The sequence below is a fragment of the Streptomyces cadmiisoli genome, assembly GCF_003261055.1.
Taxonomy (GTDB): domain Bacteria; phylum Actinomycetota; class Actinomycetes; order Streptomycetales; family Streptomycetaceae; genus Streptomyces; species Streptomyces cadmiisoli.
In genome coordinates, this window is the sequence record NZ_CP030073.1 from 4,571,638 (window position 1) to 4,584,203 (window position 12,566).

Genomic DNA, 12,566 nt, shown 5'->3' on the forward strand with positions numbered 1-12,566 from the left:
GAAGGTAGCTTATGGAAGAGCCGCGTCGCCTCGGCGGCCGGTACGAGCTGGGCCAGGTGCTCGGCCGTGGTGGCATGGCGGAGGTCTACCTCGCGCATGACACCCGCCTCGGCCGCACCGTGGCGGTGAAGACGCTCCGCGCGGACCTCGCGCGTGATCCGTCGTTCCAGGCCCGCTTCCGCCGGGAGGCCCAGTCGGCCGCCTCGCTCAACCACCCCGCGATCGTGGCGGTCTACGACACGGGCGAGGACTACATCGACGGGGTCTCGATCCCGTACATCGTCATGGAGTACGTCGACGGCTCCACGCTCCGCGAGCTTCTGCACAGCGGCCGCAAGCTGCTGCCGGAGCGCTCCATGGAGATGACCATCGGCATCCTCCAGGGCCTGGAGTACGCCCACCGCAGCGGCATCGTCCACCGCGACATCAAGCCGGCCAACGTCATGCTGACGCGCAACGGCCAGGTCAAGGTGATGGACTTCGGTATCGCCCGTGCCATGGGTGACTCCGGTATGACGATGACGCAGACCGCGGCCGTGATCGGCACCGCCCAGTACCTCTCCCCGGAGCAGGCCAAGGGTGAGCAGGTCGACGCGCGGTCCGACCTGTATTCGACGGGCTGCCTGCTGTACGAGCTGCTCACCGTGCGTCCCCCGTTCGTGGGGGACTCCCCGGTGGCGGTCGCGTACCAGCACGTCCGCGAGGAGGCGCAGCCTCCGTCGGTCTTCGATCCGGAGATCACGCCGGAGATGGACGCGATCGTCCTCAAGGCGCTGGTCAAGGACCCGAACTACCGGTACCAGTCGGCGGACGAGATGCGCGCCGACATCGAGGCGTGCCTCGACGGCCAGCCGGTGGCGGCCACGGCCGCCATGGGTTCGGTCGCCTACGGCGGCTACCCGGACGACCAGCCGACGACGGCCCTGCGCTCCGACGGCCACGGCGGCGCGACCACGCTGCTGCCCCCGACCAACCCGGACGACGGCGGTTACGGGTACGGCTACGACGAACGCCCGGACCGGCGCCGCCAGAAGAAGTCCAACACCTCCACGATCCTCCTCGTCGTCGCGGCCGTCCTGGTCCTCGTCGGCGCGATCCTGATCGGACGGTGGGCCTTCGGCGGCGGGGGTGTGGGCAACGACACCGTCAAGGTGCCGAACCTGGTGGGCCAGACCGAGGCGGACGCCAAGCAACAGGCGGAGAACAGCGATCTGAGCCTGTCGGTCAGCAGGAAGCCCTGTGAGAACCAGAAGAAGGGCAACGTCTGCAGCCAGGACCCGGGGAAGGAAACGACGGTCGACAAGGGCACCGCGATCAACGTGGTGGTCTCGACCGGGGCGCCCAAGGTGGCGGTGCCGAGCGTGATCGGACTCTCCGAGGAGCAGGCCACGTCCAAGCTCGAGGGCGACGACTACGAGTTCAAGGTCAAGACGGAGGCGCGGGAGTCCACCGAGGAGCCGGGCACCGTCCTCGACCAGGACCCGATCAAGGGCAAGGAAGTCGAGAAGGGCTCCACGATCACCCTGACCGTCGCCAAGGCCGAGGAGAAGGCCACCGTCCCGAACGTCGTCGGCCAGACCTGTGACGCCGCTCGCGCCCAGTTGGAGGGCAACGACCTCACGGGCACCTGCGTCGATCAGCCGACCGACGATCCGAACCAGGCCGACAAGGTCATCGAGACCACGCCGGGCGTGAACTCGCAGGTCGACAAGGGCTCCACGGTGACCCTGAAGATCGGCAAGCTGCAGCAGAAGAAGACCAAGGTGCCGACCGTCATCGGACGGACGGTGGCCGAGGCCCGGCAGATCCTGAACCAGGCCGGCTTCACCAACATCCAGTTCGAGCCCGGCAGCGATCAGGGCGACGGGGCCCGTGTCATCGGGCAGAACCCGCTCGGTGAGCAGGAGGTCGACAACCCCGGCGCCACACCGGTCGCGCTGCGCACCATCCCTGGTGACGGCAACAACAACAACGGCGGCGGAGGATTCTTCGGAGGGAACGGCTTCGGCTGACCCCGCCACTGACGCCACGAACGAGTGGGCCCCGCCGGGACTTCCCGGCGGGGCCCTTTCGTTCCCGGGGCGTCCGTCAGCCCTTGCGCAGTTCCTTCGGCGGCGTCCGCTCGCCGTCCACCTTCTCCACCCGCTCCAGCTCGCCCCAGACGACGTAGCGGTACCGGCTCGTGAAGACCGGGGTGCAGGTGGTCAGGGTGATGTACTTGCCGGCCTTCTTCCGGCCGGACTCCTTCGGGATCGGGTCGAGGACCTTGACGTTGTACTTCGAGGTCTCGGGAAGGATGGAGTAGACCTTGTAGACGTACCACTTGTCCTTCGTCTCGAAGACGATCGGGTCGCCCTTCCTCAGCTTGTCGATCTTGTGGAACTTCGCGCCGTGGCCGTCGCGGTGCGCGGCGAGGGAGAAGTTGCCGTTCTTGTCGCTGGTGGGCAGGGTCGCCTTGACGGGGTCGGTGTAGTAGCCGGCGACGCCGTCGTTGAGCAGCCCGGTGGACGTGCCCTTCTTGATCAGGATCTCGTGGTCGTCCATGGCGGGCACGTGCAGGAAGCCGATGCCGTCCTTGGTGTCCAGCGCGCCGGGGCCCGAGGGCTCGTCCGACGTGGCCCAGTGGTCCCGGACCTTGTCGCCCTCCTGGTCCGCCTTGCGGTCCGCGAGGACGTTCGTCCACCACAGCGAGTAGACGACGAACAGGCCGAGTACCAGGCCTGCGGTGATCAGCAGCTCACCGAGGACGCTGACCGCCATGGCGATCCGGCCGGGGCCGCGGCGCCGCGGCGTGCGCGCCGCCGGGCCGGAGTCGGTGTGCTCTTCGCGATCGGTGGTCGATGCCACTGTTCCTTCGCCCCTGCCCTTAGCTGACTAGCGCATCCGGCTTGCCCTTGCTGCGCGGCCGTTCCTCGACCATCTTGCCCCAGACGATCATTCGGTACTTGCTGGTGAATTCCGGTGTACAGGTCGTCAGCGTGATGTACCGGCCGGGCTTCGCGAAGCCCGAGCCCTGGGGCACGGGATCGAGGACGCTCACGTTGCTCGGCGACGTCACCGGAAGGATGGACGCCATGGTGTAGACGAAGTAGGTGTCCTGGGTCTCGACGACGATCGGGTCGCCCGGGTCGAGCCGGTTGATGTACCGAAACGGTTCACCGTGTGTGTTGCGGTGGCCGGCCAGCCCGAAGTTCCCGGTCTTCGCCTCGGGCATCGCCGTCTTCAGCGCGCCCTCGGCGTAGTGCCCGACCATCCCCCGGTCGAGCACCTTCTTGCTGTTGGTGCCCTCCGCGATCGGCACGACCACGTCGAGCTTGGGTATGTGCAGCAGGGCGAAGCCCTGGCCCGGTTCGAAGGTGCCCGGGTTGCGCTTGCCGTTCGCCCAGTCGTCCTGGAGCTGGCTCGCCTCGTTGCCGGCCTGCGCCTGCGCCCGTACGTTCGTCCACCACAGCTGGTACGTGACGAACAGCAGCATCAGCACGCCGGTGGTGATGAACACCTCACCGATCAGCCGGCTGGCGACGACGGCCGGGCTCGGTCTGTTCGCCCGCGCCTGCCGGCGGGCCTCCACACGGGACAGCGGAGGCCGGGCGGCACCCGTGGCCTCGGTCTCCGCCGCTTCGGCGGCCCGGTGGGTGCCTCCATGGCGGCCGCGGCGCCCTTTGGCGGCCTTCCTGCGCGCCGCGCGGCCACCGGGGGTGGGTCCGGTGCCCGAGTCGGCGCTTCGCGCGCGAGCACCCGGTACAGACCCGTCCAGGGGCCCCGTCGCGTTCGGCGGATCGGGTATCCGCAACGCGACGGTCTCCTCGTCGACGGGGATGTACGGCGCCTGGTACGGCTCCCGGGACGGGGCATACCCCTCAGGGCCGTACCAGTCCGTACCGGGCGCACCCGTCACGCCGAGGCCCTGCCCACCACCGGGGCGAGCCCGGCCGATCTCGCCACCGCGCCCCGGTCGCCGCACTCAACCAGCCAGTTGGCCAGCATCCGGTGCCCGTGCTCGGTCAGTACCGACTCGGGGTGGAACTGCACACCCTCGACGGGCAGTTCACGGTGCCTGAGGCCCATGATGATGCCGTCGTGGGTGCGGGCGGTGACCTCCAGCTCGGCGGGGACGGTGACCGGCTCGGCGGCCAGGGAGTGGTAGCGGGTCGCCGTGAACGGCGTGGGCAGTCCGGCGAAGACGCCCTTGCCGCCGTGCTCGACGAGCGAGGTCTTGCCGTGCAGCAGCTCCGGCGCGCGGTCCACGACTCCGCCGTACGCGACCTGCATCGACTGCATGCCCAGGCAGACGCCGAAGACCGGCACGCCGGTGGCCGCGCAGTGCCGGACCATGTCGACGCAGACACCGGCCTGTTCGGGGGCGCCGGGGCCCGGCGACAGCAGCACGCCGTCGAAGCCGTCCTGGGCGTGTGCCGTCGACACCTCGTCGTTGCGCAGGACCTCGCACTCGGCGCCCAGCTGGTACAGGTACTGGACCAGGTTGAAGACGAAGCTGTCGTAGTTGTCGACAACGAGAATGCGCGCGCTCACTGGTTGTCCACCGTCACATCGTTGAAGGGAAGCAGCGGTTCGGCCCACGGAAAGACGTACTGGAACAGGACGTAGACCACGGCCAGGGCCAAGACCAGCGAGACCACGGCCTTCACCCACGCGTTCCCCGGCAGATGCCGCCAGATCCAGCCGTACATGCCGTTCCTTCCGTCGCACCACGGCACCAGACTCACGCCGTACTGCACCAGACTAACGGCGCAGGGCGGCTGGTTTCCCGGTCTCCACAGGCTGTGTGGAATCCAGATGGGCCCAGACGATCAGGCGGTGGCTGTGGCCCCACTCGGGTTCGCAGGTGGTCAGTGTGAGATAGCGGCCGGCGCGGGTGTACCCGGATTTCCGGGGCACCGGATCGATCACGCCCACGTCCGTGGGGACGGTCTTGTACGGCCCCTTGCTGATCCGGTACGTGAACCAGGTGGTCCCGTCCGTCAGCACCACCGCGTCCCCCTTGCGCAGCTCGGGGAAGTCCTTGAAGGGATCCCCGTACGTACGGCGGTGGCCCGCGACGGAGAAGTTGCCCTTCTGCCCGAGCCGGGCGGTGCCCGCGTAGTGGCCCAGGCCCTTCTTCAGGGTCCCGGTGCCGGTGCCCTCCAGGACGGGCTTGTTCCACGTGAAACCGAGCCGCGGGATGTACATGATCGCGAAAGGCCTGCCGTTCTCGTACGGCGCGGGCTCGGGGGGACTGTCCGGGGCGGGACCGGCGGCCGCGGGCGGCTGTACCGCCCCCTTGGCCCACTCCTCCTGGAGCCGGTCGATCTGGTCGTCCATGACGGTGTCGGCTCGCACGCCGGTCCAGAACAGCACGTAGACGACGAACAGCACGATCACGGTGCCGACGGTGATGCACAGCTCGCTGACGGTCCTGACGATCACGCGCACCGGCGGCTCCTGAGAGGCGCTTATTCCACGGGCTTCGCGTAGTGCAGGTCCACTGTGCCCGAGTAGCCCGGCAGAGTCACCGCCCCGTTCTCCTCGACTTTCCAGCCCAGGCCGTAGACGTTGACGTACACCATGTAGTTCTGGATCGCCGGCGAGGCCGTCAGCGCCCGCTGGAGCTTCTCCGGGTCACCGACAGCCGTGATCTTGTACGGGGGCGAGTAGACGCGGCCCTGGAGGATCAGGGTGTTGCCGACGCAGCGCACGGCACTGGTGGAGATCAGCCGCTGGTCCATGACCTTGATGCCCTCGGCGCCGCCCTCCCACAGGGCGTTCACCACGGCCTGGAGGTCCTGCTGGTGGATGACCAGGTAATCGGGCTGCGGCTCGGGGTAGCCGGGGAGCTTGGCGGTGGCGTCGGGCGGGGCGTCGTTCAGCGTGACCGTGATCGCGTCGCCGGTGAGCTTCTGGGTTCCCGCGCGCTTCTCCAGCGCGGCGAGTTCGTCGTCCTCGGCCTTCGTACGGCCGTCGTCCCGCTCGGCCAGCGACTCGACGTCCTCGCGCAACGCCGCGTTGGACTCGCCCCGCTCACCGTTCTGACGGCTGCGTTCATGAATCAGGTCGGAGAGCTTCAGCAGGGACGCGTCCGTACGGATATTGGTGCCCTTGGCCGTATTGAAGCTGGTGAAGAATATGAGGCCCGCGAGGGCGAAGACGGCCACCGTGAGCAATCGCACGGGCCGGAAGGCCCGTCTGCGGGCAGGGCTGGATCCCGTCTCGGGGGAGTCGGCAGAATTGCTCAACGTACCCTTATCTCCTTCGACGCCGCGGAAGGACTACGCTAACGGACGCCCGGGGGAGCACTCAGTTTCCCCTTGTACGCTGCCCCGAGCCCGACCCAGTTCTCTGCGCGGCCACGCAGCGCATCGACAGGAGAGACCCTCGTGCCGAAGTCACGTATCCGCAAGAAGGCCGACTACACGCCGCCGCCGTCGAAGCAGGCCACCACGATCAAGCTGACCAACCGCACCTGGGTCGCACCCGTCATGCTGGCCATGTTCCTCATCGGCCTGGCCTGGATCGTCGTCTTCTACGTCACCGACGGTTCGCTGCCCATCGACGCGCTGGGCAACTGGAACATCGTGGTCGGCTTCGGCTTCATCGCAGCCGGATTCGGTGTCTCCACCCAGTGGAAGTAGCCGGTCGAAGACCGGGCCACCGGGCGATGAACACAGCTCTGCCCAGGGCTATCCACTGAGTTATCCACAGCCGTTGTCCACAGTGGGGAAAAAGAACGACGATCTGTGGATAACCCATCGGGTGTTGACGCCGGTGTGACGGAACGACTGGTAACCGAAAGTCTGTTCGCCCCCTGCCTGACCTGCGGAAACACGGGTCGGTGACAGGGGGCACACCTGTTCCCGCACTCCGTGCACAAGATCCGGCACACGTTGTGGAAAACCCCTGCTCAGGAGGTGGACGCCCGGCTCAGGTGAGCTGGAGCGTCCGCAGCAGGACCATCACCACGACGACGCCCAGGACCACCGCGCAGGTGCCGTACTGGACCAGCGTCCGCCGCTCGCGCGGGGCGTGGACCATGGCGTAGCCCATCACCAGACCGGCGACGAGGCCACCGATGTGGGCCTGCCAGGCGATGTTGCTCCAGCCGAAGGTGAAGATCAGGTTGATCGCCAGCAGGACGAGGACCGGGCGCATGTCGTAGTTGAGCCGGCGCATGAGCACGGCCGTGGCACCGAAGAGTCCGAAGATCGCGCCGGACGCACCCAGGGACGCGGTGCTCGGCCCCTCCAGCAGATAGGTCAGAGCGCCGCCCGCAAGGCCCGAGACCAGGTAGAGCGTCAGAAAGCGAGCCCGTCCGAGGGCCGCCTCGAGGGGGCCGCCGAGCCACCACAGGCTCAGCATGTTGAAGGCGATGTGCCAGACGGCCTCGTGCGTGAACATCGAGGTGATCAGGCGGTACCACTCGCCCTCCGCGACGCCTTCCGTCGACCCCCAGGGCGCCGGCGGCCACTCGCCGATGAGGACGAGGCTGCCCAGCAGCGACGGGCGGACCCGGACCAGGACGAACACCGCGAGGTTGATCACGATGAGCAGCTTGGTGAGCAGCCGCGGGTCGGCCGCGACGGTGCCACCCGCGATGGTGCGGGGGCGGGACGCGCCCGGCGCGTGTCCGGTGCCGGCGGCGCCCCGGACGCATTCGGGGCACTGGAAACCGACCGAGGCGCTGACCATGCAGTCGGGGCAGATCGGGCGGTCACAGCGGGTGCAGCGGATACCGGTCTCGCGACCCGGGTGCCGGTAGCAGACCGGCGTGCCCCCGGAACCCCGCGGGCTCTGGTCCTCCGGGCCGTGGTCCTGCGGGCCCTGCGGGCTGCCTGGCGCCTGGTCCATGAGGTCCCCTCATTGTCGAGTCCGGCTGAACGCCCCGCTCTCTTTACGGACGAGCGGGGCGTTTTGTTCCCTACGGGAGATCCAGGACTCGACCCTCGCGGGCCGGGCGGCCCTCATGGGCCTCGCGACCCTCGTGGGCTCTCGGACTCAGCCTTCGCGGGTCTCGACGACGACCGACTCGATGACGACGTCACTGAGCGGGCGGTCGGTGCGCGGGTTGGTCTGGGCGCTCGCGATGGAGTCGATGACCTTCTGGCTCGCCGCGTCCGTGACCTCGCCGAAAATGGTGTGCTTGCGGTTCAGCCACGCCGTCGGGGAGACGGTGATGAAGAACTGCGAGCCGTTGGTGCCCGGACCCGCGTTCGCCATGGCCAGCAGGTACGGCTTGTCGAACTGGAGGTCCGGGTGGAACTCGTCGGCGAACTGGTACCCCGGGCCGCCCGTGCCGTTGCCCAGCGGGTCACCGCCCTGGATCATGAAGCCGCTGATGACCCGGTGGAAGACCGTGCCGTCGTACAGCTTGTCCGTGGACTTCTGCCCCGTGGCGGGGTGGGTCCACTCCCGCTCGCCCTTGGCGAGCTCGACGAAGTTCTTGACCGTGATCGGCGTGTGGTTCGGGAAAAGCCGAACGTCGATGTCGCCGTGGTTGGTCTTCAGGGTGGCGTAGAGCTGCTCAGCCACGATCTGCCTTCCGTTGTCTTTCCGTAACCCCACGATCCTCGCACGACACGCGCCCTGCGTCGCCCGAGGTGCGCCTCCGAGCGGGGAATCCTCTCGTACCGCTTGCGGATTTCCCGACGAGTCGTTCCGCGACACAAGCACAAAGCGACGATCCGTGGCATTGTCGACGACAAGCTCCTGTTGAACGTATTCATCCGCTATTGCACGGCAACCGTGACCCGGATGCCCGCCCTCGCATGCCGTCCAGCGTGTTGACAGGCATGATCCGTAAAAGGGTGGAAAGTCGAAATACCGTACGCCACCGAGGAGGAGGAAACCCGTGACCCGCATCGACAGCGTGCGCGCCGCGACCGGCTCGGCGAAGGACAGCGTGCTGCACGCCGCGGAAGTGGTGGCGCCCTACGCCGACACGGCGAAGGACCGGGCTACGCACTACGCACACGAGGCGCGCGTACGGCTCGCGCCCGTGATGTCGCAGGCGGCCGAGCAGGCCCGCGTCCAGTACGAGTCGTATCTCGTGCCCCGCCTGGAACAGGCCCGTTCGCATGTGCCGCCGAAGGTCGACCACGCCGCCCACGAGGCTGCTTTCCGTACCCGTCTGGCTGCCCGGCAGGCCGCCGACTACTCCCGTCCGCGGTTCGAGCAGGCCGTGGCCGTCGCCGGGCCCGTCAAGGACGAGGCCGCGGCGAGGGGCGCTGCCGCCCTGGCAGCACTGCGCGGCAGCGTCTCGGCCGAGGACATCCACAAACTGGTCCGCAAGCACGAGCGGCGGGCGAAGGCGGGCCGGGCAGTGAAGGCGCTGGCCGTCGTCGGCGCCGTCGCGGGCAGCCTGTTCGCCGCCTGGAAGTGGTGGGACAGGCAGGCCAACCCCGACTGGCTGGTCGAGCCTCCCGCCGCGACCGAGGTGTCCGAGTCAGGTCGGCTCACGTCGGTGGACGGCACCGGCCCGTCGGCTCTCGACCCCGAGGTGCAGGCCAAGGAGGCCGAGGAGGAAGCCCGCAAGCGGGACGACCGCGGCTGAGCTACCGGCCTGTGGGGCGGAAGACCGAGGGTCTTCCGCCCCACGGCGTTGTTTCACGTGGAACGTGGCATCGCCGATGGAACGCGGCATCGCCGACAGCGTCGTCGTGACGGCCGGGACGAGACCGCCGCCCAGGCAAGCCCCAGCCGCGTTCCAGACACGTCCCAGACACGAGAAAACCCCATCCGACCCGCATTTCTGCAGGTCAGATGGGGTTTCTTGGTGTGGAGCCTAGGGGAGTCGAACCCCTGACATCTGCCATGCAAAGACAGCGCTCTACCAACTGAGCTAAGGCCCCTTGAAGGGAGACGTCCGGCCGGAAGAGACCTCCCACCGGCAGGCGCCGCAGACCAGAGTAGCGGGTCACCCCCGGTATCTCGCAAAAAGATTGGGGGGTCCCCGTGAACGACCACTCTCCGTAAGATGCTCGGCGTGGTTCGCGACAGCGAACCACGGTTTTGGGGAAGCGATGGGGAGACGCAATGGACGCCGCACAGCAGGAAGCGACCGCGAGAGCGCGGGAACTGCAGCGGAACTGGTACGGAGAGCCGCTGGGGGCGCTCTTCCGTAAGCTTATCGACGATCTTGGACTCAACCAGGCTCGGCTCGCAGGGGTGCTGGGACTGTCCGCACCGATGCTGTCCCAGCTGATGAGCGGTCAGCGGGCGAAGATCGGCAACCCTGCCGTGGTGCAGCGGGTGCAGTTGCTGCAGGACCTGGCCGCGCAGGTGGCCGACGGCAGCGTGAGCGCCGCCGAGGCCACCGAACGCATGGAGGAGATCAAGAAGTCGCAGGGGGGCTCCGTACTCAGCAACAGCACGCAGTCCCCGACGAATTCGGGAGCGCCCACGGTCAAGCGGGTGGTCCGCGAGATCCAGTCGCTGCTGCGCTCGGTGGCGGCCGCGGGAGACATCATCGATGCCGCGGACACCCTCGCACCGAGCCATCCGGAACTGGCAGAGTTCCTCCGGGTGTACGGCGCGGGCCGCACCTCCGACGCCGTCGCGCACTACCAGTCGCACCAGAACTGATCGCGCGGTCCGGTCGCCGCAGGGGGTCGCGGCAACCGGACCGGCGCGCGTGAAGGTCGCCCGAGGAGTCGTGCCCCTCACCGAGGGGCAGGCAAGGGGAAGCCGGGATCGCAGGGGGAGGAGCGGCGCGCAGCGATGGGTGAGGTCTTCGCCGGACGGTACGAACTGGTCGACCCGATCGGGCGCGGTGGAGTCGGTGCCGTCTGGCGCGCCTGGGACCACCGTCGACGCCGCTACGTGGCCGCCAAGGTCCTCCAGCAGAGCGACGCGCACTCGCTGCTCCGCTTCGTCCGTGAGCAGGCACTGCGCATCGATCATCCCCATGTGCTGGCGCCCGCCAGCTGGGCCGCCGACGACGACAAGGTCCTGTTCACCATGGATCTGGTCGCCGGCGGTTCGCTGGTCCATCTCGTCGGGGACTACGGCCCGCTGCCCGCGCCCTTCGTGTGCACCCTGCTGGACCAGCTCCTGTCGGGGCTGGCCGCCGTGCACGCGGAGGAGGTCGTGCACCGGGACATCAAGCCCGCCAACGTACTGCTGGAGGCCACCGGCACGGGCCGCCCAAAGCTGCGCCTGTCCGATTTCGGCATCGCGATGCGGCTCGGTGAGCCGCGCCTGACCGAGACCAATCTCGTGGTCGGAACGCCCGGGTATCTCGCACCCGAGCAAATGATGGGCGCCGAGCCGGACTTCCCGTCGGATCTGTTCGCCGTGGGGCTGGTCGCGCTGTATCTGCTGGAGGGGGCCAAGCCCGACGCCAAGGTGCTCGTCGAATACTTCGCCGCGCACGGGACTCCACGTGCGCCCGCCGGCATTCCGGAGCCGTTGTGGCAGGTCGTGGCCGCCTTGCTCCAGCCGGATCCGCAGGCCCGCTTCCGCACGGCCACGGGGGCACGCAAGGCGCTGGCCTCGGCTGCCGAGCTCCTGGCCACGCCCGGTCCCGACGACGAGCAGATCGAGATCTTCGACCAACTCGGACCGTTGCCAACGGGGTTCGCTCCCGAGGGGCCGCTCACCTCGGCGACCGGAGTGCGGCCGTACTCGGGGACGGGCACCGGCGGTGAGACAGTCCAGCCGGGCGCCATCGGTGAGGCGACCCCCACGGGTGCCGAGGACCCGGCCGCTTCCTCTTCCTTGTGGCCCGGCACGGGATCCGTGCGGTCCGGGCCTCACACGCCCGTCGGGACCCCGGATCCACGTCACGGGCACCTGACTCCCCCGAGCAACGCCCCACACGCTGCGCCCCCCGCCCCACACGGCGCGCAGTCCCTCCCGGCCGAGTCCCCCACCCCTGCCCGGCACCCCGAACGGTCGCCCTCTCCCGATCCGGCGCAACCGGCCGCCATGTCGGAGACGGGCAGCTTCCACCTGCCGCCGCCCCAGCCAACGGACACCTCCGCTGGGCAGCCGACCGCTGACCCCCGACAGCCACAGCAGCCCCATCAGCCGCAGCCGCAGGCCCAGCCGCCCGCAGCGGAGCACCAGGGCGCACCATCGCCGCATCCGCAGCGACCGTTCCTCGTCTCCCCCCACGACACCACGCATGTACTGCCCTCCCCCCAGCCGCACGCACCGCCGTATCCGGCGCCGCTGCCGCCCCGGGCGATGCCCCGCGGCGCGGACACCTCTACTGCTTCGTACACCGCTCAGGACCGGCAGGTTCCCCCCACCGCACCACCGATTTCGCACCGCCCGGCCGATGAGCCCGGCGACCGCCGCCCCGCCGACCGGCATTCCGCAGGTCATCGCCCCGAGGGCAATCGCTCCGGCCGCCGCCGTGCCGGCCGCCGCCGTGCCGGCCGCCGCCACCGGCCGGGTCCCCCCGCCAAGGTGGCGTTCCCACTGCTCCTGCTGGCCCTGGCCTGCTACGCCGTGGGTTTCTGGGCGTTGACCCGCATCTGACCGTCCCCGGCAACCCGCGGGCACCCACGGCCACCCGCCGGATGACCACGCCCGCGGGCACCGCGACTGGCCGAGCCCGCGTCCACCCG

At 69.1% G+C, this 12,566-nt stretch carries 13 protein-coding genes and 1 tRNA gene; 5 read left to right on the forward strand and 9 right to left on the reverse strand.

Annotated features, from left to right (window positions below):
- The first annotated feature begins 11 nt into the window (after positions 1-11).
- Positions 12-2,012 (forward strand): Stk1 family PASTA domain-containing Ser/Thr kinase, encoded by a 2,001-nt coding sequence (gene pknB / locus DN051_RS19655; RefSeq protein ID WP_053760638.1) that lies wholly within the window; start codon positions 12-14, stop codon positions 2,010-2,012.
- A gap of 76 nt (positions 2,013-2,088) precedes the next feature.
- On the opposite strand, the gene DN051_RS19660 is transcribed toward pknB, so the two are convergent.
- From DN051_RS19660 to DN051_RS19685, 6 genes are read right to left on the reverse strand one after another with little or no spacing between them, the layout of a single operon-like run.
- Positions 2,089-2,847, reverse strand: coding sequence for a class E sortase (locus tag DN051_RS19660; RefSeq protein ID WP_112439189.1), 759 nt, complete (start codon positions 2,845-2,847; stop codon positions 2,089-2,091).
- Between the two features lie 19 nt (positions 2,848-2,866).
- Positions 2,867-3,964, reverse strand: a complete 1,098-nt coding sequence (locus DN051_RS19665; protein ID WP_112439190.1) for a class E sortase — start codon at positions 3,962-3,964, stop codon at positions 2,867-2,869.
- Positions 3,895-4,533 carry an aminodeoxychorismate/anthranilate synthase component II gene (locus DN051_RS19670; RefSeq protein WP_053760635.1) on the reverse strand — a complete coding sequence of 213 codons (639 nt, stop codon included), beginning with the start codon at positions 4,531-4,533 and terminating at the stop codon, positions 3,895-3,897. Before DN051_RS19670 ends, DN051_RS19665 begins: the two co-directional genes overlap by 70 nt.
- On the reverse strand, positions 4,530-4,691 hold the full coding sequence (locus DN051_RS19675; RefSeq protein ID WP_199314957.1) for a hypothetical protein: 162 nt from the start codon (positions 4,689-4,691) through the stop codon (positions 4,530-4,532). Before DN051_RS19675 ends, DN051_RS19670 begins: the two co-directional genes overlap by 4 nt.
- Before the next feature lie 52 nt (positions 4,692-4,743).
- Positions 4,744-5,433, reverse strand: coding sequence for a class E sortase (locus tag DN051_RS19680; protein ID WP_112439191.1), 690 nt, complete (start codon positions 5,431-5,433; stop codon positions 4,744-4,746).
- A gap of 20 nt (positions 5,434-5,453) precedes the next feature.
- Positions 5,454-6,233 (reverse strand): DUF881 domain-containing protein, encoded by a 780-nt coding sequence (locus DN051_RS19685; protein WP_053760633.1) that lies wholly within the window; start codon positions 6,231-6,233, stop codon positions 5,454-5,456.
- Positions 6,234-6,374: 141 nt separating this feature from the next.
- Here DN051_RS19685 and crgA point away from each other — a divergent pair, with 141 nt between their 5' ends.
- A complete protein-coding gene (gene crgA, locus DN051_RS19690) occupies positions 6,375-6,629 on the forward strand; it encodes a cell division protein CrgA (RefSeq protein WP_053760632.1) in 255 nt (84 codons plus the stop codon).
- A gap of 289 nt (positions 6,630-6,918) precedes the next feature.
- On the opposite strand, the gene DN051_RS19695 is transcribed toward crgA, so the two are convergent.
- Both DN051_RS19695 and DN051_RS19700 read right to left on the reverse strand, forming a co-directional pair.
- Complete coding sequence (locus DN051_RS19695) at positions 6,919-7,842, reverse strand: rhomboid family intramembrane serine protease (RefSeq protein WP_112439192.1); 924 nt, start codon at positions 7,840-7,842, stop codon at positions 6,919-6,921.
- A gap of 147 nt (positions 7,843-7,989) precedes the next feature.
- A complete protein-coding gene (locus DN051_RS19700; RefSeq protein ID WP_112439193.1) occupies positions 7,990-8,523 on the reverse strand; it encodes a peptidylprolyl isomerase in 534 nt (177 codons plus the stop codon).
- 319 nt (positions 8,524-8,842) lie between these two features.
- Here DN051_RS19700 and DN051_RS19705 point away from each other — a divergent pair, with 319 nt between their 5' ends.
- The gene (locus DN051_RS19705) at positions 8,843-9,544 is read left to right on the forward strand and encodes a DUF5324 family protein (protein WP_053760629.1); all 702 of its coding nucleotides are present in this window, start codon (positions 8,843-8,845) and stop codon (positions 9,542-9,544) included.
- Between the two features lie 225 nt (positions 9,545-9,769).
- Here DN051_RS19705 and DN051_RS19710 read toward each other — a convergent pair.
- Positions 9,770-9,842: transfer RNA gene (locus DN051_RS19710), tRNA-Ala, on the reverse strand.
- 184 nt (positions 9,843-10,026) lie between these two features.
- Between DN051_RS19710 and DN051_RS19715 the strand changes: the two genes are divergently transcribed.
- Together DN051_RS19715 and DN051_RS19720 are read left to right on the forward strand one after the other, a co-directional pair.
- Positions 10,027-10,575, forward strand: coding sequence for a helix-turn-helix domain-containing protein (locus tag DN051_RS19715; RefSeq protein WP_053760628.1), 549 nt, complete (start codon positions 10,027-10,029; stop codon positions 10,573-10,575).
- A 135-nt stretch (positions 10,576-10,710) separates the two neighbouring features.
- Complete coding sequence (locus DN051_RS19720) at positions 10,711-12,477, forward strand: serine/threonine-protein kinase (RefSeq protein WP_112439194.1); 1,767 nt, start codon at positions 10,711-10,713, stop codon at positions 12,475-12,477.
- Positions 12,478-12,566 lie beyond the last annotated feature (89 nt).

What these genes read in the sequence shown, in the direction of transcription:
- DN051_RS19695 (WP_112439192.1), bottom strand. Translation starts at nt 7,842, where the DNA reads ATGGACCAGGCGCCAGGCAGCCCGCAGGGCCCGCAGGACCACGGCCCG.
- DN051_RS19715 (WP_053760628.1), top strand. Translation starts at nt 10,027, where the DNA reads ATGGACGCCGCACAGCAGGAAGCGACCGCGAGAGCGCGGGAACTGCAG.
- DN051_RS19720 (WP_112439194.1), top strand. Translation starts at nt 10,711, where the DNA reads ATGGGTGAGGTCTTCGCCGGACGGTACGAACTGGTCGACCCGATCGGG.
- DN051_RS19675 (WP_199314957.1), bottom strand. Translation starts at nt 4,691, where the DNA reads ATGTACGGCTGGATCTGGCGGCATCTGCCGGGGAACGCGTGGGTGAAG.
- pknB (WP_053760638.1), top strand. Translation starts at nt 12, where the DNA reads ATGGAAGAGCCGCGTCGCCTCGGCGGCCGGTACGAGCTGGGCCAGGTG.